This window comes from Rhodanobacter sp. GW835-FHT13D09 (assembly GCF_058793995.1).
This window is the reverse complement of sequence record NZ_JBXAGL010000002.1, coordinates 490,417-514,874: the sequence shown is the minus strand read 5'-3', so window position 1 is coordinate 514,874 and position 24,458 is coordinate 490,417. Positions and strand designations below refer to the sequence as shown.

At 67.5% G+C, this 24,458-nt stretch carries 27 protein-coding genes and 5 tRNA genes; 7 read left to right on the top strand and 25 right to left on the bottom strand.

The genetic code is table 11. The annotated features are described in order from the left end of the window. Positions 1–87: 87 nt before the first annotated feature. The 20 genes from rplL to AC1Q5A_RS05105 form a co-directional block, all read right to left on the bottom strand. Positions 88–456, bottom strand: coding sequence for a 50S ribosomal protein L7/L12 (rplL, locus tag AC1Q5A_RS05200; protein ID WP_492698999.1), 369 nt, complete (start codon positions 454–456; stop codon positions 88–90). Positions 457–502: 46 nt separating this feature from the next. Continuing rightward, complete coding sequence (gene rplJ / locus AC1Q5A_RS05195) at positions 503–1,036, bottom strand: 50S ribosomal protein L10 (protein WP_492698997.1); 534 nt, start codon at positions 1,034–1,036, stop codon at positions 503–505. Positions 1,037–1,382: 346 nt separating this feature from the next. Then, entirely contained in the window at positions 1,383–2,090 is a 708-nt protein-coding gene (gene rplA, locus AC1Q5A_RS05190) for a 50S ribosomal protein L1 (RefSeq protein ID WP_492698995.1), read from the bottom strand. A gap of 3 nt (positions 2,091–2,093) precedes the next feature. Beyond that, positions 2,094–2,522 carry a 50S ribosomal protein L11 gene (gene rplK / locus AC1Q5A_RS05185; RefSeq protein WP_027491701.1) on the bottom strand — a complete coding sequence of 143 codons (429 nt, stop codon included), beginning with the start codon at positions 2,520–2,522 and terminating at the stop codon, positions 2,094–2,096. Between the two features lie 213 nt (positions 2,523–2,735). Further along, a complete protein-coding gene (gene nusG / locus AC1Q5A_RS05180) occupies positions 2,736–3,296 on the bottom strand; it encodes a transcription termination/antitermination protein NusG (protein ID WP_492698993.1) in 561 nt (186 codons plus the stop codon). Between the two features lie 7 nt (positions 3,297–3,303). Then, a complete protein-coding gene (gene secE, locus AC1Q5A_RS05175; RefSeq protein ID WP_492698991.1) occupies positions 3,304–3,699 on the bottom strand; it encodes a preprotein translocase subunit SecE in 396 nt (131 codons plus the stop codon). 81 nt (positions 3,700–3,780) lie between these two features. Then, a tRNA-Trp gene (locus AC1Q5A_RS05170) sits at positions 3,781–3,856 on the bottom strand. A gap of 251 nt (positions 3,857–4,107) precedes the next feature. Next, positions 4,108–5,298: an elongation factor Tu gene (gene tuf, locus AC1Q5A_RS05165; RefSeq protein ID WP_492698989.1), complete on the bottom strand. Its 1,191-nt coding sequence runs from the start codon at positions 5,296–5,298 to the stop codon at positions 4,108–4,110. 78 nt (positions 5,299–5,376) lie between these two features. After that, positions 5,377–5,452: transfer RNA gene (locus AC1Q5A_RS05160), tRNA-Thr, on the bottom strand. 24 nt (positions 5,453–5,476) lie between these two features. After that, positions 5,477–5,550, bottom strand: a tRNA-Gly gene (locus AC1Q5A_RS05155). A gap of 18 nt (positions 5,551–5,568) precedes the next feature. Further along, positions 5,569–5,654: transfer RNA gene (locus AC1Q5A_RS05150), tRNA-Tyr, on the bottom strand. Between the two features lie 92 nt (positions 5,655–5,746). Further along, the gene (locus AC1Q5A_RS05145; RefSeq protein WP_492698987.1) at positions 5,747–6,235 is read right to left on the bottom strand and encodes an acyl-CoA thioesterase; all 489 of its coding nucleotides are present in this window, start codon (positions 6,233–6,235) and stop codon (positions 5,747–5,749) included. Positions 6,236–6,373: 138 nt separating this feature from the next. Further along, positions 6,374–7,462: a redox-regulated ATPase YchF gene (ychF, locus tag AC1Q5A_RS05140; protein WP_492698985.1), complete on the bottom strand. Its 1,089-nt coding sequence runs from the start codon at positions 7,460–7,462 to the stop codon at positions 6,374–6,376. Between the two features lie 78 nt (positions 7,463–7,540). Further along, complete coding sequence (gene pth / locus AC1Q5A_RS05135; RefSeq protein ID WP_492698982.1) at positions 7,541–8,119, bottom strand: aminoacyl-tRNA hydrolase; 579 nt, start codon at positions 8,117–8,119, stop codon at positions 7,541–7,543. 54 nt (positions 8,120–8,173) lie between these two features. After that, complete coding sequence (locus AC1Q5A_RS05130; RefSeq protein ID WP_492698980.1) at positions 8,174–8,839, bottom strand: 50S ribosomal protein L25/general stress protein Ctc; 666 nt, start codon at positions 8,837–8,839, stop codon at positions 8,174–8,176. A 113-nt stretch (positions 8,840–8,952) separates the two neighbouring features. Then, positions 8,953–9,894 (bottom strand): ribose-phosphate diphosphokinase, encoded by a 942-nt coding sequence (locus AC1Q5A_RS05125; RefSeq protein WP_492699068.1) that lies wholly within the window; start codon positions 9,892–9,894, stop codon positions 8,953–8,955. A 51-nt stretch (positions 9,895–9,945) separates the two neighbouring features. Then, a tRNA-Gln gene (locus tag AC1Q5A_RS05120) sits at positions 9,946–10,022 on the bottom strand. Positions 10,023–10,098: 76 nt separating this feature from the next. Then, complete coding sequence (ispE, locus tag AC1Q5A_RS05115; RefSeq protein WP_492698978.1) at positions 10,099–11,484, bottom strand: 4-(cytidine 5'-diphospho)-2-C-methyl-D-erythritol kinase; 1,386 nt, start codon at positions 11,482–11,484, stop codon at positions 10,099–10,101. Between the two features lie 50 nt (positions 11,485–11,534). Next, complete coding sequence (lolB, locus tag AC1Q5A_RS05110) at positions 11,535–12,146, bottom strand: lipoprotein insertase outer membrane protein LolB (RefSeq protein ID WP_492698976.1); 612 nt, start codon at positions 12,144–12,146, stop codon at positions 11,535–11,537. Beyond that, positions 12,143–13,822: a tetratricopeptide repeat protein gene (locus AC1Q5A_RS05105; protein ID WP_492699066.1), complete on the bottom strand. Its 1,680-nt coding sequence runs from the start codon at positions 13,820–13,822 to the stop codon at positions 12,143–12,145. Before AC1Q5A_RS05105 ends, lolB begins: the two co-directional genes overlap by 4 nt. A gap of 169 nt (positions 13,823–13,991) precedes the next feature. Between AC1Q5A_RS05105 and hemA the strand changes: the two genes are divergently transcribed. The 3 genes from hemA (at position 13,992) to ppk2 (ending at position 17,673) form a co-directional block, all read left to right on the top strand. Further along, positions 13,992–15,269, top strand: coding sequence for a glutamyl-tRNA reductase (gene hemA / locus AC1Q5A_RS05100; RefSeq protein ID WP_492698973.1), 1,278 nt, complete (start codon positions 13,992–13,994; stop codon positions 15,267–15,269). Positions 15,270–15,363: 94 nt separating this feature from the next. Continuing rightward, positions 15,364–16,443: a peptide chain release factor 1 gene (gene prfA, locus AC1Q5A_RS05095; protein WP_492698971.1), complete on the top strand. Its 1,080-nt coding sequence runs from the start codon at positions 15,364–15,366 to the stop codon at positions 16,441–16,443. 465 nt (positions 16,444–16,908) lie between these two features. Continuing rightward, positions 16,909–17,673: a polyphosphate kinase 2 gene (gene ppk2, locus AC1Q5A_RS05090; RefSeq protein WP_492698969.1), complete on the top strand. Its 765-nt coding sequence runs from the start codon at positions 16,909–16,911 to the stop codon at positions 17,671–17,673. Here ppk2 and AC1Q5A_RS05085 read toward each other — a convergent pair. The 3 genes from AC1Q5A_RS05085 to AC1Q5A_RS05075 are packed head-to-tail and all read right to left on the bottom strand — an operon-like array spanning position 17,670 to position 19,709. After that, the gene (locus tag AC1Q5A_RS05085) at positions 17,670–17,936 is read right to left on the bottom strand and encodes an acylphosphatase (RefSeq protein ID WP_492698967.1); all 267 of its coding nucleotides are present in this window, start codon (positions 17,934–17,936) and stop codon (positions 17,670–17,672) included. The two genes, ppk2 and AC1Q5A_RS05085, sit on opposite strands and share 4 nt — an antisense overlap. Positions 17,937–17,949: 13 nt before the next feature. Next, positions 17,950–18,435 carry a TlpA family protein disulfide reductase gene (locus AC1Q5A_RS05080; protein ID WP_492698965.1) on the bottom strand — a complete coding sequence of 162 codons (486 nt, stop codon included), beginning with the start codon at positions 18,433–18,435 and terminating at the stop codon, positions 17,950–17,952. Next, on the bottom strand, positions 18,432–19,709 hold the full coding sequence (locus AC1Q5A_RS05075) for a YihY family inner membrane protein (protein WP_492698963.1): 1,278 nt from the start codon (positions 19,707–19,709) through the stop codon (positions 18,432–18,434). The genes AC1Q5A_RS05080 and AC1Q5A_RS05075 overlap by 4 nt, the downstream gene beginning before the upstream one ends. A gap of 91 nt (positions 19,710–19,800) precedes the next feature. On the opposite strand from AC1Q5A_RS05075, the gene wrbA reads away from it, so the two are divergent. The 4 genes from wrbA to AC1Q5A_RS05055 all read left to right on the top strand — a co-directional run bounded on the left by wrbA (position 19,801) and on the right by AC1Q5A_RS05055 (position 23,356). Then, entirely contained in the window at positions 19,801–20,403 is a 603-nt protein-coding gene (wrbA, locus tag AC1Q5A_RS05070) for an NAD(P)H:quinone oxidoreductase (RefSeq protein ID WP_492698961.1), read from the top strand. Continuing rightward, positions 20,400–20,753, top strand: coding sequence for a DUF2069 domain-containing protein (locus tag AC1Q5A_RS05065; RefSeq protein WP_492698959.1), 354 nt, complete (start codon positions 20,400–20,402; stop codon positions 20,751–20,753). The genes wrbA and AC1Q5A_RS05065 overlap by 4 nt, the downstream gene beginning before the upstream one ends. A gap of 260 nt (positions 20,754–21,013) precedes the next feature. Continuing rightward, positions 21,014–22,654: an acyl-CoA dehydrogenase family protein gene (locus AC1Q5A_RS05060; protein ID WP_492698957.1), complete on the top strand. Its 1,641-nt coding sequence runs from the start codon at positions 21,014–21,016 to the stop codon at positions 22,652–22,654. Between the two features lie 210 nt (positions 22,655–22,864). Then, positions 22,865–23,356, top strand: coding sequence for an asparaginase domain-containing protein (locus tag AC1Q5A_RS05055; protein ID WP_492698955.1), 492 nt, complete (start codon positions 22,865–22,867; stop codon positions 23,354–23,356). 104 nt (positions 23,357–23,460) lie between these two features. Here the strand turns inward: AC1Q5A_RS05055 and AC1Q5A_RS05050 are convergent, their stop codons facing one another. Continuing rightward, positions 23,461–23,646 (bottom strand): PPC domain-containing protein, encoded by a 186-nt coding sequence (locus AC1Q5A_RS05050; RefSeq protein ID WP_492698953.1) that lies wholly within the window; start codon positions 23,644–23,646, stop codon positions 23,461–23,463. 181 nt (positions 23,647–23,827) lie between these two features. Further along, a complete protein-coding gene (gene sufT, locus AC1Q5A_RS05045) occupies positions 23,828–24,385 on the bottom strand; it encodes a putative Fe-S cluster assembly protein SufT (RefSeq protein WP_492698951.1) in 558 nt (185 codons plus the stop codon). Positions 24,386–24,458: the final 73 nt, after the last annotated feature.

The following is a 24,458-nucleotide window of genomic DNA, read 5'->3' as shown; positions in this document are numbered from 1 at the left end:
TTCATTTAAAGCAGGCAAAGCCCGGGGGCTCACGCCCCCAGGCTTGCTTGACGCAAGGATCCAACTGACGGCGCGCAAGGGCGCCGATTACTTCAGTTCGACCGTAGCGCCGGCGGCTTCGAGTTCCTTCTTGAACTTCTCGGCATCTTCCTTCGACACGGCTTCCTTCAGGACGCCGCCGGCCTCGGTGAGGTCCTTGGCTTCCTTCAGGCCCAGGCCGGTGATCGCGCGGACAGCCTTGATCACGTCGACCTTCTTGGCGCCGGCGGTCTTCAGGATGACGTCGAACTCGGTCTGCGCCTCGGCAACCGGGGCAGCAGCGGCCGGACCGGCCACGGCAACCGGGGCAGCGGCGGTCACGCCAAACTTCTCTTCGATGGCCTTCACCAGGTCCATCACTTCCATCAGCGACTTGGCGGCGACGGCTTCAACGATCTGTTCGTTGGTCAGGGACATTTGTTTTACCTCTGGAAATTAGGTTCGGTTTGAATAGACGTTGAACTCAGGCGGGCTCGGCTTCGGCCGGGGCCTCGGCGACGGCTTCGCCGCCACCCTGCTTGTCGGCCACGGCCTTGACGACACGGGCGAACATCGTGGCCGGTTCGGCCAGCACGCGGGCCAGCATGGCCAGCGCCTGTTCGCGGGTCGGCAGCGAGGCCAGCACGTCGACGTGCGCGGCCGGCAGCAGCTTGCCTTCCACCGAGACGAGCTTCGCCTTCAGCTTGTCGTTGTCCTTGGCGAACTCCTTGATCAGACGCCCGGCTGCACCGGGTTCTTCCGTCGAGAATGCGTACAGCAGCGGACCGACCAGGGCGTCCTTGACGACCTCGAATTCGGTACCGGCCACGGCACGCGACGCCAGCGTGTTCTTGACAACCCGCAAGTACACGCCGGATTCGCGGGCCTTCTTGCGCATCGCGGTCATCTGAGCGACCGTGGTGCCCGCATACTCGGCAGCGACCAGGGAGTGAGCCTTCGCGGCAACTTCTGCCAGTTCGGCGACTACTTCTTGCTTCTGAGACAGATTGAGAGCCATTGCACTCCTCCAAATGAACTCCGCTTACGGCTCCTGCCGCTTGCGGTCCTGGGCGACGCCGTCCATGACGTCGGGGACGCTGGGGTCCCGGGTGTTGGCCTTTCCAGAACACATCGAACATTCCAGAAGGGGCAGCACCATCTGCGCAGGCCGGATTTGCGAGAAACCCGATTAAGCGATCCCGCTGGCGGCGACGGCGATTCCATGCCTTGTACGAGCTCCCTGCCCGTCGTCGTCGCGCGCTGAACGCGCCTGCGGTCTTTGACAGCGGCCCCGGCCGCCGAAACGGCCGGGACTGCCCTCAAAAACTGCCCGCACCGGCGACCGCCGGTGCGGGACTTGATACTTACTTGGCGGCCAAGGCCAGCGACGAGGTGTCGACGGCAACGCCGACGCCCATGGTGCTGGACAGCGCCACTTTCTGCAGGAACTGGCCCTTCGCGGTGGACGGCTTGGCCTTCAGCAGGTCGGCGATCAGCGCATTGAGGTTGTCCGCAAGCTGCTCGGCCTCGAAGTTGGCCTTGCCGATGGTGGCGTGGATGATGCCCGCCTTGTCGTTGCGGAACTTCACCTGGCCGGCCTTGGCGTTCTTCACCGCGGTGGCGACGTCGGCGGTGACCGAGCCGTCCTTCGGGTTCGGCATCAGGCCGCGCGGGCCGAGCAACTGGCCCAGCTTGCCGACCACGCGCATCGCGTCCGGCGTGGCGATCACGCGACCGAAGTCGAGATCACCGCCCTGCATGCGCTCGGCCAGGTCGTCCATGCCGACGGCATCGGCACCGGCGGCCTTGGCGGCCTCGGCCTTCTCGCCCGGCGGGCAGAACACGGCGACCTTGACGGTCTTGCCGGTGCCGTGCGGCAGCAGCGAGGAGCCGCGCACGCCCTGGTCCGACTTCTTCGCGTCGATGCCCAGACGCACGGCCACGTCCACCGACTCGGCAAACTTCGCCTTGGCGTTGGCCTTGACGATCTTCAGGGCCTCGTCCAGGGCATAGAACTTGCCCGGCTGCACCGCGGCCTGGGCGGCCTTCATACGCTTCGTGATCTTTGCCATGTCTTAACCCTCCACCACAAGGCCCATGCTGCGGGCGCTACCGGCAATGGTGCGCACCGCGGCGTCGAGGTCGGCAGCCGTCAGGTCCGGCTCCTTCTGCTTCGCAATGTCTTCCAGCTGCTTGCGGGTGACCTTGCCGACCTTGTCGGTGTTCGGCTTCTGCGAACCCTTGGCAACGCCGGTGGCCTTCTTCAGAAGGATCGTGGCGGGCGGGGTCTTGGTGATGAAGGTGAAGCTGCGGTCGGAGTACGCCGTGATGATGGTCGGGATCGGCAGACCCGGCTCCAGCTTCTGCGTGGCGGCATTGAACGCCTTGCAGAACTCCATGATGTTCAGGCCGCGCTGGCCGAGGGCGGGGCCCACCGGCGGCGACGGATTGGCCTGGCCGGCCTTGACCTGCAGTTTGATGTAACCGACGACTTTCTTTGCCATGGGATTTTCCTCGCGAGTCCGGGCGCCTTGCGGCTCCTCGCTGTTCACCGGTCCCTGGATGGAAGGAGGATCCGCGTCCTGCGGATCCGAAACGCGTGCACGCCGGATCGAAAAAGACCCAGCGTGAACCGCGCAGTATAGAGATTTATCGGTCTATCAGCAAGCCCCGTGCCAAAACTTGCCGAACCGGGCGGCCGGGCCGCCCCGACCAGCTCAGGCCTTCTCGACCTGGCCGAACTCCAGCTCGACCGGAGTGGAGCGGCCGAAGATCAGCACCGCCACGCGCAGGCGGCTCTTCTCGTAGTTGACTTCCTCGACCACGCCGTTGAAATCGTTGAACGGGCCTTCGGTGACGCGCACCATCTCGCCCGGCTCGAACAGCACCTTGGGCTTGGGCTTCTCGACACCTTCGCGCACGCGACTGAGGATGGCATCGGCCTCGCTGTCCTTGATCGGCAGCGGGCGGTCGGCGGTACCGCCGATGAACCCCATCACCTTCGGGGTTTCCTTGATCAGATGCCAGCATTCGTCGTCGATCCGCGGCGCCTTGCCTTCGGTGCCGGTCTCGATCTGCACCAGCACGTAACCCGGGAAGAACTTGCGGTCGCTGCGGCGCTTCTGGCCGCCGCGCATCTCGATCACTTCCTCGGTCGGCACCAGCACTTCGCCGAACTTTTCCTCCATCGAGGCGCGCCTGATGCGCTCCTCGAGGGAGCGCTTCACCTGATTCTCGAAGCCCGAATAGGCGTGCACCACGTACCAGCGCTTGCTCATGCTCACCTCAGCCACCCAGCTTCAGCAGCCAGTCGAGAATGACCGACTTCAGGATCAGGTCGATAAGACCCAACAGCAGCGACAGCACGATCACCACCAGGATGATGATGCCGGTCGTCTTGATCGTCTCGTCGCGGGTCGGCCAGACCACCTTGCGCATTTCGAACTGCGACTCGGCGATGAAGTTCCGCACCCGCCGACCCAGGGCGGTGAATGCGGCGATCGCCAGCGCGACCACCAGCGCGGCCAGCACGCCCAGCAGGCGCACCGACGAGGAAATGCTGCCGTCCCGGCCGAACCAGGAGTAGGCAAAGATACCGGCAGCCAGCACCAGCCCCGCCAGTGCCAGCTTGCCGATGTCGGCGGCGTTCGCGCCCTTGGGCTGTTCTGCCTTGATATTCATGCACTAGTGACCAGGTATCAGCAGCACGCCGCGCCTCACGGCCGGCCCTGCCACCGCCACCCGTCTCGATCCTCGGGGAAGTGGCACGCCAGGAGGGACTCGAACCCCCAACCTGCGGTTTTGGAGACCGCTGCTCTGCCAATTGAGCTACTGGCGTACATGGCTTGAACTTCAAACACGACAGCGAGCGGCTTGAATCCGCTCGCCCCGTGAGGATTATTTCAGCCATCCTCCCTGATGGCAAAGATCAACCCGGCATCCATGCCGGAGTGTTTGCTTGTGTCGTCCTCCCTGACGGCGAAGATCAAACCGGCATCCATGCCGGACTATTCAGGAAAAGCATCGGGATACCATCGCTTTCATGGTCACCCCCGTCTACCCGGCGGTTCGCTGCCGGGACAAAAGCTCTTACTTGATGACCTTGGCCACCACGCCGGCGCCGACGGTGCGGCCGCCTTCGCGGATCGCGAAGCGCAGGCCCTCGTCCATCGCGATCGGGTGGATCAGGCTCACCACCATCTTCACGTTGTCGCCCGGCATCACCATTTCCACGCCTTCCGGCAGCGTCACGGCGCCCGTCACGTCCGTCGTGCGGAAGTAGAACTGCGGACGGTAACCCTTGAAGAACGGCGTATGACGGCCACCCTCGTCCTTCGACAGCACGTACACCTCCGCCTCGAAGTCCGTGTGCGGGGTGATCGTGCCCGGCTTCGCCAGCACCTGGCCACGCTCCACGTCGTCACGCTTCAGGCCGCGCAGCAGCAGGCCCGCGTTGTCGCCCGCCTGGCCCTGGTCCAGCAGCTTGCGGAACATTTCCACGCCGGTCACCGTGGTCTTCTGCGTGTCGCGGATGCCGACCACTTCGATTTCGTCGCCCACCTTGATCACGCCGCGCTCGATACGGCCCGTCACCACCGTGCCGCGGCCCGAAATCGAGAACACGTCTTCCACCGGCATCAGGAACGGCTTGTCGATCGCACGCACCGGCTCCGGAATGTAGCTGTCCAGCGCGTCCACCAGCTTGACGATCGCCGGCACGCCGATCTCGCTCTGATCCCCTTCCAGCGCCTTCAGCGCCGAACCGTGGATGATCGGCGTATCGTCGCCCGGGAAGTCGTACTTCGACAGCAGCTCGCGCACTTCCATCTCGACCAGCTCGAGCAGCTCCGCGTCGTCGACCATGTCCGCCTTGTTCAGGAACACCACGATGTACGGCACGCCCACCTGCCGCGACAGCAGGATGTGCTCGCGCGTCTGCGGCATCGGGCCGTCCGCTGCCGAGCACACCAGGATCGCGCCGTCCATCTGCGCCGCACCCGTGATCATGTTCTTCACGTAGTCCGCGTGGCCCGGGCAATCGACGTGCGCGTAATGGCGGATCGGCGATTCGTATTCCACGTGCGCCGTCGAGATCGTGATGCCGCGCGCCTTCTCTTCCGGCGCCGCGTCGATCGCACTGTAGTCCTTGAACTCGCCGCCAAAACGCTCCGCACCGACCTTCGTCAGCGCCGCCGTCAGCGTCGTCTTGCCGTGATCCACGTGACCAATCGTGCCGACGTTGACGTGCGGCTTGGTGCGTTCGAATTTACCCTTTGCCATAGCGCGCTAAACCCCGATGGAGTCAATGAATTGAAGGAACCTGCCCGTTTCGGGGCTGGCCATGACGGCCAAATGAAGTGGTGCTCATGACAGGAATCGAACCTGTGACCTCTTCCTTACCAAGGAAGTGCTCTACCGACTGAGCTACATGAGCGTGAATCACCCAGGACGAGATCAATGGAGCGGGAGACGGGAATCGAACCCGCACCATCAGCTTGGAAGGCTGAGGTTCTACCATTGAACTACTCCCGCCCTGCGCGGAACTCGTCGTGGTGGAGGGAGGTGGATTCGAACCACCGAAGGCGTAAGCCAGCAGATTTACAGTCTGCCCCCGTTGGCCGCTTGGGTATCCCTCCAACAAAGAACGCGTATTGTGTGGATCGGACCCCGAACTGTCAACACCTTGCAGCGCCAATTCCGCATGAGAAAGCGATTTTCCGCGACGATGTCAGTCCGACGGGACTGCCCGCAGGTCGATCAGCTGCTCCATGCCCTTGGACACTTCCAGCAGCTTCCTGGCCTGCGCCTGCAGCCGGCGTTCGCCGTCGTCGCGCGGCTCCCAGTGCGGCACCGGGGTCGGCTTGCCGTCGGGGCTGTCCAGCGCCACGAAGACCATCACGCAACTGGTCGCCAGGCGCTGCTCGTCCTTGCGCAGGTCGCGCGCCAGCACTTCGACCACCATGTGCATGCTGCTGGTGCCGGTATGGATCAGGCGCGCGCGCACGGTGACCAGGTCGCCGATCAGGATTGGCGCCACGAACTGGATGCCGCTGACCGAAGCGGTGACGCAGTACGCCCCGCTCCAGCCCACCGCGCAGGCATAGCCGGCCTGGTCGATCCACTTCATCGCCATGCCGCCATGCACCTTGCCGCCGAAATTGACGTCGGTGGGCTGGGCGAGAAAGCGGAACGTCACTTCATGCTGTTTTCCGGGCATCGGCTGGTACCTGTCGACGAGATGTCGGGCCCCGCATTATGCCCTGACCCGGAAGGCGATCCACCCCGACGCGCCAGGCTCCGCCGGATACCCCCGCGCCTGCTCCGAAACCGCCGGCGCCGGTCGCGGCGAGGTCGCTCAGACGTTGAACAGGAAGTGCAGCACGTCGCCGTCCTTGACGACGTATTCCTTGCCTTCCTTGCGCAGCCGGCCGGCCGCGGCGGCGCCGGCCTCGCCCTTGTACTGGATGAAGTCGTCGTAGCCGACCGTCTCGGCACGGATGAAGCCGCGCTCGAAGTCGGTATGGATCACCCCGGCAGCCTGCGGCGCGGTGGCGCCGCGCCTCACCTGCCACGCGCGCACTTCCTTCACGCCGGCGGTGAAATAGGTCTGCAGGTCGAGCAGCTTGTAGCCGGCGCGGATCACCCGGTTCAGGCCCGGCTCGTCCAGGCCCATGTCCTTCAGGAACTCGTCGCGATCGGCCTCGTCGAGCTGCGCCAGCTCCTCCTCGATCGCCGCGCACACCGGCACCACCTCGGCACCCTCGCCGACGGCGCGTGCGCGCACGGCGTCCAGCAGCGGATTGTTCTCGAAGCCGTCGTCGGCGACGTTGGCGATGTACATCAGCGGCTTCAGGGTGAGCAGGAACAGGTCGCGCACCAGCGCCTTCTCCTCCTCGTCCAGCCCGGCGCTGCGCGCGGAACGGCCCTCGTTGAGCGCGGCGGACAGCTTCTCCAGCACCGGTTTCCTCGCCAGCGCCTCCTTGTCGTTCGCCTTGGCCGCGCGCTCGGCGCGGTTCAAAGCCTTTTCCACCGACTCCAGGTCGGCCAGCGCCAGTTCGGTGTCGATCGTCTCGATGTCGGAGATCGGGTCGACCTTGCCGGCGACGTGGATCACGTCGCCCTCGAAACAGCGCACCACGTGGGCGATCGCGTCCACCTCGCGGATGTGCGCCAGGAACTTGTTGCCCAGGCCCTCGCCCTTCGACGCGCCGGCGACCAGGCCGGCGATGTCGACGAACTCCACCGCGGTCGGCACCACCTTCTGCGGGTTGACGATGGCGGCCAGCGCGTTGAGCCGCGGATCCGGCACCGGCACCACGCCGACGTTCGGCTCGATCGTGCAGAACGGGAAATTCGCCGCAGCGATCCCAGCCTTCGTCAGCGCATTGAACAGGGTGGACTTGCCGACATTGGGCAGGCCGACGATGCCGCATTTGATGCCCATGGATTGGATTCCGGGAATAGGGAATGGGGAATGGGGAATAGGAAAAAGCGGGGAGCGGAATGCTTTTGCGATTCCCTACTACCTGCTCGTATGCAACAACTGCATCGCCTTGTCGAACTGGCCGTCCACCGCCAGCGGCAACACGTCCAGCGCGCGGCCGATGCCGTCGAGGATGGCATCCTCGTCCGCGGCCGAAGGCCGGCCCAGCACCCACGGCGTGACCCGGTCCTTGTGGCCGGGATGGCCGATGCCGATGCGCAGGCGGTGGTACTTGCCGTGGCCGAAGTGCGCGGCGATGTCGCGCAGGCCGTTCTGGCCGCCGTGGCCGCCGTCGAATTTCAGGCGCACGGTGCCGGGTGGCAGGTCCAGGTCATCATGCGCGACCAGGCACTGCTCCGGCTCGATCTTGTAATAGCGCAGCGCCGAGACCACGGCGATGCCGCTCTTGTTCATGAAGGTGGCCGGCTTCAGCAGCCACACCGGCTCGCCGCCGAGGCGCACGCGGCAGGCTTCGCCGTGCAGCTTGCCGTCGAAGGCGAAGCGCTCGCCCTGGGCGCTGGCAAGGGCGTCAACTAGCCAGAACCCGGCGTTGTGCCGGGTTCGGAGATATTCGGCGCCGGGATTGCCCAGCCCGACGATGAGTCGCAGACCAGCCATGCGGACAAGCAGCAGTGCCGACCCGCGCTCCAGACGAGCGCGGGCCGGCGCGGCTTACTTCTTGTCGTCCTTCTTGGCCGGCGCGGCGGCGGCAGGAGCCGGCGCAGCAGCCTCGGCAGCCGGAGCTTCCTCGACCTCTTCCTGCACCGTGTTGGCCGTGACCACCGCGGTGTCGTGGCCTTCGCCGCCATGCAGCGCGACCAGCTCGACGTTCTTCGGCAGCTTCAGCTGCGACAGGTGGATGATGTCGCCGGGCTTCAGGTCGGCCAGGTCGAGTTCAATGAACTCGGGCAGGTCCTTCGGCAGGCAGGAGATCTCCACCTCGGTCAGGTTGTGCGAGATCACCACACCGGAGGTCTTCGCCGCCGCGGACTTATCCTTGTTCAGGAAATGCAGCGGGACGTTGACGCGGATCGCTTCCTTCTCGTTCACGCGCAGGAAGTCCATGTGCATCATCAGCTGCTTGAACGGGTGCTTCTGCCAGTCACGCACCAGCACCTTCTGCACCTTGCCGTCGACGTTCAGGTCGAGCACCGAGGAGAAGAACCACTCGTTCTTGGCGGCGAGCAGGATGGTGTTGTGCTCGATCTGGATGCTCTGCGGCGCCTGACCGGCACCGTAGACCACGGCCGGCACGAAGCTCGCATGACGCAGGCGGCGGCTCGCACCTTTCCCCTCGTCCTTGCGGCTTTGCGCCTTGATTTCATGAGTCTTGGACATTTCGTTGCTACCTTGGTTTTTGAAGAACCGCCTCGCGGCGATTTCGTGACTTTTCCGCGACCAGAAAAGCCGATGGTGCCGGGCGGCCAGGCCGCGACGGCGAAATCATGGGATCAATCCACGTACAGCGAACTCACCGACTCGCCGAAGGCGATGCGGCGAATGGTCTCGGCCAGCAGTTCGGCGACCGAGAGCTGGCGGATCTTGGCACACGCCTGTACTTCCGGGCGCAGCGGCAAGGTGTTGGTGACCACCAGCTGGTCGAGCTGGGAGCCCTCGATGTTGCTGATCGCCGCACCCGACAGCACCGGGTGCACGCAGTAGGCAACCACCTTGCGGGCGCCGCGCTCCTTCAGCGCCGCGGCGGCCGCGCACAAGGTGCCGGCGGTGTCGACGATGTCGTCGACCATCACGCAGGTCTTGCCGGCCACGTCGCCGATGATGTTCATCACGGTGGACACGTTCGCGCGCGGCCGGCGTTTGTCGATGATCGCCAGGTCGGCGTCGTCCAGCCGCTTGGCGATCGCGCGGGCGCGCACCACGCCACCCACGTCCGGGCTCACCACGATCAGGTCATCCATGCTGTGGCTGCGCCAGATGTCGGCCAGCAGCACCGGCGAGGCGTATACGTTGTCGACCGGGATGTCGAAGAAACCCTGGATCTGGTCGGCGTGCAGGTCGACCGTCAGCACCCGGTCGACGCCGGCGGCGCCGATCATGCTGGCGGCCAGCTTGGCGGTGATCGGCACCCGCGCCGAGCGCGGCCGGCGGTCCTGCCGGGCGTAGCCGAAGTACGGCATCACCGCGGTGACGCTGGCCGCCGAGGCGCGCTTCAGCGCATCGGTCAGCGCCAGCAGTTCGAACAGGTTGACCGCGCTCGGCGCGCCGGTCGGCTGGATCACGAACACTTCCTGCCGGCGCACGTTCTCCTCGATCTCGATCTGCGCCTCGCCGTCGCTGAACGTGCCGACCAGCGCCTTGCCCAGCGGCACGCCCAGGCGATGGGCGACATCGTCTGCCAGCGCACGATGCGCATTACCGGAAAACAGCATCATCGGGGTGGACGTGTCCACAGTGATTACCTCGAAACCAAAGCCATCATGGAATGGCTGGGGCGGCAGGATTCGAACCTGCGAATGCGGGAATCAAAATCCCGTGCCTTAACCAGCTTGGCGACGCCCCAGTGATATTTGTGTCCGCTTGTGCCTGTCAGTGCCCGATCCGCCTGCGTCGACGGGTCGGTCGTCAGCTTGTCCGCATCAACCAATCCAGGCCCGATGGCGCGCCAATGCATCATGCAGGGGCGACACGTCGACACCCGTGGCGACAACCGCCGTGAATGCCGCCGGACACTGCGCGGCAATCGCCGCCGCCCGATCGGACGACCTCGCCTCCAGAAACACGCAACCGCCGCTGCCGGAAAGCCGCGCCTGACCGAAACCGCCCAGCCAGTCCAGCGCAGCGGCCACCCGCGGGTGCCGCGCACGCACCACCGGCGCAAAGGCGTTTTCCGTCGTTTCGCCGGAAGCAAAGGATGAAATTGTCGCCCGCGGCGCATTTCGTGTCAATTCAGCGGCTTGAAAAAGCGCGGCGGTGGGCACCGGCTCGTGCGGGTCCAGCACCACGTAGTGGCGCCGCGGCAGCGCCAGCGGAGTGAGCCGCTCGCCGATGCCCTCGGCCCAGGCCGAGCGGCCGCGCACGAACACCGGCACATCGGCACCGAGCCGTCGCCCCATCCCGGCCAGCGCATCCTCGTCCAGGTCCAGCCGCCACAACCGGTTCAGCGCCACCAGCACGGTGGCCGCGTCGGAGCTGCCGCCGCCCAGCCCGCCGCCCATCGGGATGCGCTTGTCCACCTCGATGTCGGCGCCCATCGACGCACCCGTGCTCTCCTGCAGCAGCCGCGCCGCCCGCACCACCAGGTCGGTGGATTCGGGCACGCCCGGCATGTCGCGCGTGCGCCGGATCACGCCGTCGTCGCGCACCCTCAGGCGCACCTCATCACCCCAGTCGAGCAGGTGGAATACCGTCTGCAGCTCGTGGTAGCCGTCCGGCCGCCGACCGGTGATGCGCAGGAACAGGTTCAGCTTCGCCGGCGCCGGCCACACCGTCCATTCGCCGGGCGCAGGCGGCGGCAACGGCCGGCTCATGAACACACGCAGGGTATCGGGAAAGCCGTTCTCGCGATCGCGTTGGCGCGCAAGCGCGAACGCCGGGTCGCTCTTGTCGGCGATGGCAAAGCCGTGCTTTGCGTAGAACGGCGCGTTCCACGGCACGTCGGCCAGGGTGCCCAGGTCGATCCGGCGATAGCCCGCCGCGCGCGCCCATGCGCAGGCATGCTCAAGCAGGGCCGCACCGATGCCTTGCCGGCCGTACTCCGGCAGCACGTCGATCTCGGCGATGCCGATGGCGCCGGCGACCAGCTCGGTATCCAGCCAGACGAAGCCCACCGGCTCGCCCGCCCCGCCCCGTGCCACCCAGACCAGGCCGCCGGAGATCGCCTGCCGCAACAGCTCCGGCGGAATCGACACGGCGGAGTAGCTCGGCCATGCCGGATGGCCGCGAAACAGCTGCACGGCGCGGCGCTCGATCGCGCACAGCGCATCGACCTGGCTCGGTTCGGCGGGTTCGATCGGCACGGACATGCGGGTTCCGGTGCTGCTGCAATGGCCAGCGGGGCGCAAAGCCTAACCCATCAACGGAACTGCCAGGACTCGATCGACAGTTTCACCTTGTACGGCGGTTTCCCGGCGAACACCTTGGTCGGCAGCGGCGGCCGCCGCGCGTCGTCCCATTCGCGATAGTCGACCACCCAGCCGTCCTGCTGCAGCAGCGAGGGCAGCCGGTTCTCGCCGAACTCGAGTTCGGCCGGGCCGCTGTCCGCACGCAGTCCGAGCACCCAGGCGCGCAGGTCGCGCAGCGGCACTTCCCAGCCCAGCGCCTTGTGCATCAGGGCCTCGGCATCGGGCCCCTGCAGCGGCCCGCGCTCCAGACCCTCCAGCAAGGCGCCGTCCGGGCCACCACTGAGACGGAAGTTCATGCCGCTGATCGCCGGCCCGCGCAGCACGAATTCGTAGCGCTCGCCGTCCTGGGTCCAGCTGAAGCTGCCGCTGCCGCCATCCTTGCCGTTGGAGACGCCGAGCCGGCCCTGCAGCACCCAGTGGTCGGCATGGCCCAGCGCCTGCTCGCGCGCGCGCTGGGCGTCCAGCAGGCCAGCGTCGCCCTTCATGCGTACCGCCGGCGGCGCGCAGGCGGTCAGCAGCAACAGCGGCAGGGTGATCGCGGCGAGACACAGGCGCCGCCTCATGGATGCAGTCGCTTCAGGGTTTCCCGCAAGGCATCGTTCTGCGGATCGAGCTGGTGGACCTCGTCGAAGATCCGCTGCGCATCCTGCCGATGGCCCTGCTTCCACAGCACCTCGCCCAGGTGCACGCCGACATCGGCGTCCTTGCGCGCCAGCCACGCGCCGCGCAGGGCCTGCGCGGCCTGGTCCAGGTGGCCCATGCGGTACTGCAGCCAGCCCCAGGAATCGGCGATCGCCGGGTCGTTCGGCTTGGCGGCGCGGGCGAGGCCGATCAGCCGCTCGGCCTCGGGCAAATCGCGGTTCGCGTCGGCCAGGGTGTAGCCCAGCGCGTTGCTGGCATCGACGTCACCCGGCTTGATCTTCAGCAACTGGCGGAAATCCTTCACCGCCTGGTCGACCTGGCCGGCCTCGGCGTAGGTCAGGCCGCGGCCGTACAGCAGACCCGGGTCGTCCGGCACGACCTGCAGCGCATGGCTGAACGCGGCTTCGGCCTTCACGTAGTTCCGTTCGCGCAGGTACAGCTCGGCGTCGGCCTGCCAGGCCTGCCGCAGCTGCTCGGGCTGGTCGAGGTAGGTCAGTTGCAGTTGCTCCAGCAGTTGATGCGCCTCGGTCCGCTTGCCCTGTGTGTGCAGGATCATCGCGCTGCGCAGGTCGGCGTCGAAGGCATGCTCGTCGGTGCCGCTCACCTGGTCGTACCAGGTCAGCGCCTCGGCGTCGCGATGCTGCATCTCGGCCAGTTGGCCGAGCAGGTAGACGCTGTCTTCGCGCACCGCCGGCGCGGCCTTCTCCAGCTCACGGTACAGTGAGGCCAGCGCCTTTCCGTCCTTTTCGTGTGCCGCCAGTCCCGCGCGCATGGCGTAGATGTTGGCATCCTGCGGACCGCGCGCCAGCAGCCGGGATGCGCCGGCATAGTCACCGGCCTGGCTGAGCATGCCGGCGTAGGCCAGGCGCAGATGGGAATCCCCCGGGGCTTTCGCCAGCGCCTTCTGCAGCAGCGCGCTAGCGCCATCACGATCACCGTCCTTGAACTTCATCTGTGCCGCCCAGGCATAGGTCTCGGCGCTCCGGAAGCGCTGCATCGCGGCGTTGGCGATCCGCGCCGCATACGCGTGACGCCCGAGACGATCACCCAGCTCGCTCATTGCCAACCACGCATGCGCATCGGCGGGCAGCCGCTGCGGCGTGGCCAGCGTCTCCAGCAGGCGCGCCGCCTGGGCCTGGTCGCGGGCGCCCACCAGCACGCGACCGAACTGGCGCCAGGCGTCCTTGTCGCCGGTGCCGATCAGCAGCTCCAACTGGCGTTGTGCCTCGTCGGCCTGCCCCTGATCGAGTGCCAGTTGGGCCCGTACCTGGGCGATGGCGGCGGGATCGGCGCCCAGCGCCTGCCAGCGACCCAGTGCGCGCCGGGCCGCCTCGCCGTCATGCACCGCGACCGCCAGGCTGGCGGCGCGCTCGGCCACCTTGGGGTCATTGCTCAGAGCAGCCGCCTTGCCGTAATAGTCCGACGCGGCCTTCAGGTCGGTGCGGGTCAGCGCCATTTCGCCGGCCAGCAATTGCGCCAGCAGGTCGTGGTCGGCGTCCGGGGTGGCCACCACCGCATGCGCCAGCGGCTGCGGCACGGCCGCCGTTTCCGGTGCGGAACGCCGTGGCACACCGGCACAGGCCGCCAGGCCAAGCATCACCGTTGCCAGTGCCGTAAAATGCCGCAGTTGCTTGAACTTGCCTGCACCGCTCCGCACACTACTCTCCGTCCACATGCCCGTTCCGGTCGCCGGTCGCCATCCGGCGACACCGCGTCAAGCTTAGCCTACGCCGCCGGATCCCCGCCGCCGAGATGTTCCGACCACCATGCCGCTGATCGCCCTCGGGCTCAACCACCTCACCGCGCCGGTCAGCCTGCGCGAACAGGTGGCGTTCGACGCGGACGCCGCCGGCGAGGCCCTGCACGATCTGACCCGCCAGCCCGGCGTGGAAGAGGCGATGATCCTGTCCACCTGCAACCGCACCGAGCTGTATGTCGGCGTCGCCGCAGGCGCGGAGGACATCCCGCAGGCATGGCTGAATCGTCATCACCATCTGACCCCCGGCAAGCTGGATGAGTTCCTGTACCGGCATGACGAGGACGACGCGGTGCGCCACATGTTCCGCGTCGCCACCGGGCTGGACTCGATGGTGCTGGGCGAGCCGCAGATCCTCGGCCAGGTGAAGGACGCCTACCAGCTCGCGCGCGAGGCGCAGGCGCTGAAAGCGCCGATGGACCGCCTGCTGCAACACACCTTCGCGGTGGCCAAGCGGGTGCGCACCGACACCCGCATCGGCGCGCACACGGTCTCGGTCGCGTTCACCGCGGTACGTCTGGCCGAGCAGGTATTCGCCGACCTGAAGCAGGCGTGCGTGCTGCTGATCGGCGCCGGCGACACCATCGAACTGGCCGCGCGGCACCTGGCCGAGAAGCAGGCGCGCCGGCTGATCGTCGCCAACCGCACGCCGGAAACCGCGCAGGAGCTGGCCGGCCGCCACGGCGGCTACGCGATCGCGCTGGCCGACCTGCCGCAGCACCTGGCCGAGGCCGACATCGTGATCTCCTCCACCGCCGCGCGGCAGCCGATCGTGACCCGCGCGATGGTCGAGCAGGCGATGGCCGCGCGCAAACGCAAGCCGATGTTCATGGTCGACATCGCGGTGCCGCGCGACATCGAGGCCGGCGTGGGCGAGCTGCCCGACGTCTACCTCTACGGCATCGACGACCTGCGCCAGGTGATCGACGACAACCTGCGCTCGCGCGCCGCCGCCGCGCACGAGGCCGAGGCGATCATCGACCTGCAGGTGGAACGTTACATGGCCTGGCGCCGCGCGCTGACCCTGAAGAACCCGGCGCTGGACATGCGCCAGCACGCCGAGGTCTACCGCGACGAGGTGCTGGGCAAGGCCCGCGCGATGCTGGCCCACGGCAAGTCGCCCGACGAGGCGCTGGCTTTCCTCGCCAACACGCTGACCAACAAGCTGCTGCACCACCCCAGCGCGCGTCTGCGCGAAGCCGCACTCAGCGGCGACCTCGACCTGCTGCACGCCGCCGGCCGGCTGTACGGGCTGGACGAAGAAGAGGCCGGGCCGCGGGGCGAGTAGCGAGAGCGGCTGGCTGCCGCTCGTCGTGTCCCGGTCGCCGCGGTGAAGCCGCTCCTGCTTCGCCACTCATCTCCCGCCACTTGCCCCTCAAACCATGACTCCATCGATCCGCCGCAAGCTCGAGGCCCTGGCCGAGCGCCATGAGGAAATCGGCCTGCTGCTGTCGCAACCCGACGTGCTCGCCGACAACACGCGCTTCCGCACGCTGTCGCAGGAATACGCCCAGCTCGAACCGGTCGCCGCTTCGCTGCGCGAGCACGACCAGTCCGAACGGGCACTGACCGAAACCCGCGCGATGCTGGACGACCCCGAGCTGCGCGAAATGGCCGTCGACGACGTGCACCGGCTGGAGCGGCGCCTGCTCGACCTCGACGACGAACTGCAGCTCCTGCTGCTGCCGAAGGACCCGCGCGACGAGGCCAACCTCTACCTCGAGGTGCGCGCCGGCACCGGCGGCGACGAGGCGGCGATCTTCGCCGGCGACCTGCTGCGCATGTACTTGCGCTACGCCGAAAGCCGCCGCTGGCGCGTCGAGATCCTCAGCGAGCACGAGGGCGAGCACGGCGGCTACAAGGAGGTGGTGGCGCGCATCGAGGGCAAGGGCGCGTATTCGCGGCTGAAGTTCGAATCCGGCACGCACCGCGTGCAGCGCGTGCCGGAAACCGAATCGCAGGGGCGCATCCACACCTCGGCGGCGACCGTGGCGATCCTGCCCGAGCTGGACGAGATCGACGAGATCGCGATCAACCCGGCGGACCTCAAGGTCGACACCTTCCGCGCATCGGGCGCCGGCGGCCAGCACGTCAACAAGACCGACTCGGCGATCCGCATCACCCACCTGCCCACCGGCACCGTGGTGGAATGCCAGGACGAACGCAGCCAGCACAAGAACCGTGCCCGTGCGATGGGTCTGCTGAAAGCGCGCCTGCTCGACGAGGCGCAGAGCAAGCAGAGCGCGGCACAGGCGCAGGAGCGCCGCCTGCAGGTCGGCTCCGGCGACCGCAGCCAGCGCATCCGCACCTACAACTACCCGCAGGGCCGGATCACCGACCACCGCATCAACCTCACCCTGTACCGCCTGCCGGAAATCATGCAGGGCGACCTCGACGAACTGGTCGACACGCTGACCCGCGAGCACCAGGCCGACCAGTTGCAGGCGCTCGGCGGCGCCTGAAAGCCGCACCAGCCAAGATCAAAAACTCACCCCCCTCACCTGAAGGACTCCCTGCGGTCGCCAGCCTCCCCCCTGCGACCGAAGGAAGTCCCTTTGGGGCAAGCGGGGGTGGAGCCAACGCCGTCGCACTCCCTCCCCTGCTTGCAGGGGAGGGCTGGGGAGGGGGCGCTCTTCATCGAGCCAAGATCAAAAGCCCACCCCCTCCCCACCTCCCCCTGCAAGCAGGGGGAGGAGCCAAAGCCGTGCTCCCTCCCTTGCTTGCAGGGGAGGGCTGGGGTGGGGTCGCTCTTGATCCTCAATGCCTGAACCTCGCCGTCACGGTAGTCTGGATTACCCTGCAGCCCCCCCCTCCCCTGTCGTCATTCCGGCGAAGGCCGGAATCGCATTTCGACTTTCGCACATCGCAAGAGCGGTTCCGGCCTTCGCCGGAATGACGAGGTTGCGAAGTTTCGAGGCTGGATACCCATGAGCAAGCACTACCGCAAGGCAATCGAGGAACTGAAGCTCGAACTGGTGCGGCTGCAGCGGGGCCTGCGCCGCAGCGGCAAGCGCCTGCTGGTGATCTTCGAAGGCCGCGACGCCGCGGGCAAGGGCGGCACCATCAAGGCCATCACCGAGAGCCTGGACACCCGCGGCTACCGCATTGCCGCACTCCACAAGCCCAGCGAGACCGAGACCACGCAGTGGTACTTCCAGCGCTACGTCGCCCACCTGCCCAGCGCCGGCGAGTTCGTGCTGTTCGACCGCAGCTGGTACAACCGCGCGGTGGTGGAGCCGGCGATGGGATTCTGCAGCCAGGCCCAGTACGAGGCCTTCCTCGACGCCGTGCCGGCGTTCGAGAAGCTGCTCGCCGACGACGGCATCATCCTCATCAAGTACTGGCTGGCGGTGGACCAGGCCGAACAGGAGCAGCGTTTCGCCGAGCGCGCCGGGGATCCGTTGAAACGCTGGAAGCTCTCGCCGGTGGACAGGGTCGCGCGCCGCAAGTACGCGGAGATGGGCCGGCTGCGCGACGTGATGATCGAGCGCACGCATGCCAGGCATGCACCCTGGTTCGTGGTCGACTTCAACGACCAGAAGCGCGGCCGGATCAACCTGATCCGTCATCTGCTGCTGCAGGTGCCGCTGCATGAGGAAGCGGTACCCGCGGTGAAGCTGCCGAAGCTCAAGGGCAAGCCGAAGACCGAGCACGTCACCGACAAGGCGGTGTGGGCGCCCGATACGTTCTAGCCGGTGTGGAAGCCAGTCAGTTCCTGTCCGGACATTTCCTCGCGGGCCACCGCGTCGACCCGCGCCGCCGGCGGCCCCTGCCACAGCCAGCGTTCCAGCGCGGCCAGCGCTTCGGTCGAGCCGCAAGCCAGCACCTCGACGCTGCCATCGCGCCGGTTCAGCGCGCTGCCGGTCAGGCCGAGCATCAGCGCCTGTTCGCGGGTGCTGGCGCGGTAACACACCCCCTGCACCCTGCCGGCCACGATGAAACGCACAGTGGGCATCACGGCGTATCCATCACGGCTGGCCGACGATCGCTTCCAGCGAGGCCTCGGTCACCGGCCCCACGATGTGCTTCGCCACCTTGCCATCCGGAGCGATCACATACGTGGTGGGCAACCCGCGCGGCTCGTCGAAATCCTTCAGCGGCTGGTCCAGGCTGACCTGGGCGATCGGGTACACCACCGGGTGCTTGGCCAGGAACGCCTTGATGTCGGCCGGCTCGCTGTCCTCGTAGGCGAGTCCGATCGCGGCGACGTTCCTGTGCGCGGCGACGAAGCGCGAGATGTCCGGCATCTCCTTGATGCACGGCACGCACCAGGTCGCCCAGTAGTTGACGATCACCCATTTGCCGCGCTGCGCGGCCAGGTCGAACGTCTTGCCGTCCAGCGTGGCGACGTGCAGGGTCGGCTGCGCCGGCATGGCGGCCTGCGCGGGCAGGCCGAACGCCAAGGCCAGGCCAAGCGTGGCCGACTTGAAGAGAGCGGAGCGCAATACGGTCATGCGGGAAGTTCCTCGGTATCGGCCGCCGGATCGGCGACAGGGGGATAGACCTGGTCGAGCCGGGCGCCCAGCTTGGCGTGCAGCGCCACGGCCAGTTCCGCCAGCATCGCCAGCAGCTCCGGCGGCAGCGCGATGCCCAGCGCGGCCGCCTCCTCCATCGGCTGCAACGGCAGCCGGTAGCCGGTGTGCCGGTACACGCGCATGAGGTCGGTACTGTCCAGGCTGCGGCATAGCAGCCAGCCGCCGGACTCGCCGCGCCGGATCAGCTCGGCCCGCTGCAGGTCGTCGAAATAGTCCGCGATCAGCGCGCTGCGCAGATACGGCTCGCGCACACGCAGATCGGCCGGGTCCACGCAGCTGCCGTTGCGCTGGGCCTCGACGAAATGGTACAGCACCACCAGCAGGCCAAGGAACTCGGCGCCTTCGGGCAAGGTCTGCATCGGCGCGTGGTATTCGAACGCGGAGGCCGAGGCCGCGATCGATGCAGCCAGGATTACGATCACCCACGACAGGTAGACCCACAGCAGGAAGATCGGGATCGCCGCCAGCACGCCGTAGATCTGCTGGTAGGTCTGCGCCTGCTGCACAAACTGGCCGAAACCCCAGCGCGCGATCTCGAACAGCACCGCGCCGAGCAGCGCGCCGATCGCCGCGTCGCGACGCGACACCTTGCAGTTCGGGATCAGCGCATACATCAGCCACAGCGTGAAGAACGTCACCAGGAACGGCAGCGTGGCGAGCAGGCCGCGAGTGGCGCCGCCGATCTGGCTGGCCGCGCCGTGCAGCAGGGGCAACGCGGTGACGTAGGAAGTCACCGCGATGCCGCCCACCACCAGGATCGGCCCCAGCGTCAGCGCCGTCCAGTACAGCAGCAGGCGCGACCGCCAGCTGCGCGACTGGTGCACACGCCAGATCCGGTTCAGCCGGTCCTCGATGCTGATCATCATCGACAGCGCACTGAACAGCATCACCAGGATGCTGATGCCGGTGAGCTTGCTGGCGTTCGCGGCGAAGCCCAGCATGGCGTTCTGCACCGCTTCGCCCGCGGACGGCACGAAGTTGTCGAACACGAAGTCGATCAGCGTGTCGCGCGCCGGCTTGAACACCGGGAACGCCGAGAACATCGCGAACACCGCCACCATCAGCGGCACCAGCGACACCAGGGTGGTGTACGACAGCGCACCCGCCGTCTCGAAGCACTTGTCGTCGACGAAGCGCTGCCAGATGAAGCGACTGAAGCTCTTCGTGCGATCGCGATTGAAACTCCGAACCATCGGCATCCCTTCACCGCCGCCGACATCACCGGCATCGGCCGGTACACTAGCGCATCGCCGATGAATGCCCCAAGCACACGAGCCGCGCCGCATGAGCCAAGAAATCCTGGTCCTGTACTACAGCCGCAGCGGCCACACCGCCCAGCTGGCGCGGCTGGTCGCCCGCGGCATCGAGGAAGTGCCCGGCATGCGCGCGCGCCTGCGCCAGGTGCCGCCGGTGGCGCCGGTGACCGAGATCGCACAACCGCCGGAACCCGAGGACGGTGCCCCGTATGCCACCAAGCGGGACCTGCTCGACTGCGCCGGCCTGGCGCTGGGCAGCCCCACCCGCTTCGGCAACATGGCCGCGCCGCTGAAACATTTCCTCGACACCACCGGCGCCGAGTGGGCCAGCGGCGCACTGGTCGGCAAGCCGGCGGCGCTGTTCACCTCCACCAGCACGATGCACGGCGGCCAGGAATCCACCCTGCTGTCGATGGCGCTGCCGCTGCTGCACCACGGCATGCTGCTGCTGGGCGTGCCGTACACCGAGCCCGCGCTGAGCAGCACGCAGAGCGGCGGCACCCCGTACGGCGCCAGCCACGTCGCCGGCGCCAAGGGCGACAACCCGATCAGCGAGCACGAACGCGAACTGGCCCGCGCGCTGGGCCGGCGCCTGGCCGATACCGCGCGCAAACTGGCAGCTGGCGCATGAGTGGGCACCCCGCCCTGCCGGCCGAGCAGCGCGTCGGCCTGTTCGCCTGGGCCGCGCTGACAGCGCTGCAGTTGGTCTGGCACGCGTGGCTGTTCCCGCCGCAGACCCTGCCGGTCTGGCTGGTGCTGGCGATCGCCGCCGTTCCGCTGCTGCTGCCGCTGCTGGCGATCCGCGACGCACGCCGCGCGCTGCTGTGGGTCGGCATCCTCAGCCTGTTCTACTTCTGCCACGGCGTCGCCGAAGCCTGGAGCTCCCCCGGCGAACGCTGGCTGGCGGTGATCGAGATCATCCTCACCCTGCTGCTGATCGGCACCCTGGGCGCCGGCGTCAGGCGCAAACGGCAGGACTGAGAGGTTGTGGCTATTCAACCTCGAAGCCAGGCCATGGCGAGGGCATGGCGAGGGCATGGATGCCCGAGTGGAGGCCACGCAGGAGCGGTTGCCCGATGCCCGAGTTGAGGCTACGCAGGAGCCGTTGCCCGATGGCCGGACGCGGATCGGGCACGCCAGTGCCTGACTCGCGACGGAAGAAAACCACAGGATGTGGTTTTCTTCACAAGCTCTGAGCGCGGCTGCCTATACTCGGGAAATCGGCGCAAGGAGAACTTCCCATGGCCTTCCTGCAAGACGCTCCGCAACTCGCGCACCCGTATCGCAACGACCGCCTCCTGCTGGCCTTGCTTGACCGCGCGCTGCCCGCCCAACGCCGCGCCGCGCTGGACGCCGATCTCGACGCACTGGGCGACTACGCGCAGATGGCCTGGCAGCGTGCAGGCGCCACCACGCGGCGCAAGCCGATACTGACGCAATGGGATGCGTGGGGCCGGCGGGTCGACCGCATCGAACTGACGCCGGCGTGGCAGGAAGGTGCGGCGATGACGACGCGGCACGCCGTGCTCGCCTCCGGCCATGCGGACAGCGAACATGCGCGGCTGGAGGAATTCGCCCGGGTCTACCTGTACCACCTCGCCAGCGAGTTCTACACCTGCCCGCTGGCGATGACCGACGGCGCCGCCACCGCGATCAGGGCATCCGGCAACCGCGGGCTGATCGAGCGCGCGCTGCCGCATTTCCTCAGCCGCGATCCGGCCACGTTCTGGCTCAGCGGCCAATGGATGACCGAGAACGTCGGCGGCTCCGACGTCGGGAATACGGAAACCATCGCGCGGCAGGATGCGAACGGCCAGTGGCGGCTGTACGGGCGCAAGTGGTTCAGCTCGGCGGTGGTCGGCGAAGCGGCGCTGGCACTGGCGCGGCCGGAGGGCTCCGGCCACGGCGGCGCGGCGCTGGCGCTGTTCTACGTCGAGACGATGGACGGCGAGCGGCGCAGGCCGGAACTGGTGATCGACCGGCTGAAGGACAAGCTCGGCACGCAGGAGCTGCCCACTGCGGAGATCCACCTGGACGGCCTGCCCGCGTGGCCGCTGGGCGAACTCGCCAACGGCGTGCGCCAGGTGGCGCCGATGCTCAACGTCACCCGCAGCTGGAACGCGATCTGCGCGGTCGCCAGCATGGCGCGGGCAATCAATCTGGCGCGCGACTTCGCCGGGCGCCGTCGTGCGTTTGGCCGTCCGCTGGTCGAGCAGCCGCTGCATGCGCAGACGCTGGCCGACCTGCAGGCGCAGTTCGAGGGCGCCTTCGCGCTGGCCTTCGAAGTGGCCCACCTGCTCGGCCGCGTCGAACATGGCGCGGCTGCTCCGCACGAATCGGCGCTGCTGCGCCTGCTCACACCGCTGGCCAAGCTGTGGACCGGCAAGCTGGCGGTGGCGACCTGCTCGGAGGCGCTGGAATGCTTCGGCGGCGCTGGCTACATCGAGGACACCGGACTGCCGCAGCTGCTGCGCGACGCGCAGGTGTACGCGATCTGGGAAGGCACCACCAACGTGCTGTCACTGGACAGCCTGCGCGCGCTGGCCAGCGACGGTCTCGGCGCGCTGCGCACGGCCTGCGCCGGCTGGCTGGACGGCAACGACGACATGCACGCGGCCAGTGCGATCCGGCAAACACTGGACGCCGCCGCACGCTGGCTCGACCAGCATGCGGCGGCACGCGATACGCTGGAGGCCGGTGCGCGCGGCCTTGCCTTCACCCTGGCGCGCTGCGCGGCGGCGGCATTGCTGGCGCGCCAGGCGGCGTGGTCAGGCCGCCATGGCGATCCGCGTCCGGCGGCAGCGTTGCGGCGATTCGTCGGCCACGGCCTCGACCGGCTGGTCACGCCGGACGCGGACAACACCGCCCTGCTGCTGAGCTAGCGCGTACCGTAGGGCGGGCACCGCCCGCCGCCCTTCCACACGCATCGCCACGAACCGAGATCAAAAGCCGGCGGGCAGTGCCCGCCCTACGAACTGCGCTGACATTTTTTTCGTAGGAGCCCGCTGGCGGGCTCCTACAACAAATGCCGCGGCGAGCGTTCCACATGCGCACGGGCTAAAATGGCGCGATTCCCTCCTCGGCCCACCGACATGCAGCACCTGACCATCGTCACCACCGGCGGCACCATCGACAAGATCTATTTCGACGACAAGTCGGACTACAAGATCGGCGCGCCGCAGATCGGCGAGATCCTCGGCCAGCTCGGTGTGGCGTTCCAGTTCGACGTGATCCCGATCCTGCGCAAGGACAGCCTGCACATGGGCGCCGAAGACCGCGCACTGGTGCGCTCGACGATCGAGGCGCAGCCGCACCGCCACGTGCTGGTCACCCACGGCACCGACACCATGGTCGAAACCGCGCGCGAGCTGGCCAGCATCAAGGGCAAGGTGATCGTGCTGACCGGCGCGCTGAATCCGGCGCGCTTCCAGGGCTCCGACGCGGTGTTCAACATCGGCTGCGCGGTGGCGGCGGTGCAGACCCTGCCAGACGGCGTCTACATCGCCATGAACGGCCGCGTGTGGGACCCGGCGAAGGTTCGCAAGAACCGCGACGCCAACCGCTTCGAGGAAATTCCCGGCTGAGCCACCGGCAAAAAGGGCCCGGCCGGATCGACCGGGCCCCGTCGTCACCATTGCTCCTCAGCTTGCAAAGACGGCAGACCTTCCCTGACCCGCCCGGGGACTCTTCACCAGGTGGCCTGCAGCGACACGCCGGAGAATGACGAATAGCCGCGCAGCTTGATGTAGTACGTACCCGACGCCGCGCTGAACTTGCAGCTCTCGTTGTTGCCGGCCAGGTACGGGCGGCAGTCGTGGCTGGTGGTGGTCGGCGTCAGATCCTTCCTGACGTACAGGTCGGCTACCGGTACCACCGGAGATGCCGACGGTCAGGGTGCTGCCTGACGGCACCGTGACCGTGCAGCTCAGCTCCTGCCCGCTCGATCCGGCCAGCCCGGTGACCGGCACGCGCACAGCGGGACGGTGTGCCTGGAAACGCACGCTCTTGCGCTACGGGGAAATTGCCGGGACGGCAGGCTTGCCTGCGACCACGGTTCAGAGCATGCCGGTTTCGAGCTTCGCCGCGTCGGACATCATCGAATGGCTCCACGGCGGATCGAATACCAGGTCCACGTCCGCCTCGGCCACCGTGGGGATCATTTCCAGCTTGGTGCGCGCGTCGTCGACCAGGATGTCGCCCATGCCGCAGCCGGGAGCGGTCAGGGTGAGCTTCACGTAGACGCGGCGTTCGCCGGATTCGGTCTGCTCCAGGCTGAGATCGTAAACCAGTCCCAGGTCGACCACGTTCACCGGGATTTCCGGATCGAACACGGTGCGCAACTGGTCCCACGCCAGCTTTTCCACGTCGGCGTCGGTGGCGTCCGCGGACACCTCGATCGGGGCCGGCCGCTGCTTGCCCAGTGCGTCGGCGTCGTCGCCGGCGATGCGGAACAGGTTACCTTCCACGTACACCGTGAAACTGCCGCCCAGCGCCTGCGTGATGTAGCCGATCTGGCCCGCCGGCAAGGTCACCGTGTCGCCCTGCGGCACCATCACGGCACTGCAGTCGCGCATCAGGGTGAAGGGTTCGCTGCTCAGACTGAAACCGCTCATGCCTCTGCAAGATCCTGTATCTGCGGGCGCGGCGATGCGTCGGACCCGGAATGCGTATTATGCCGCCCGCCGC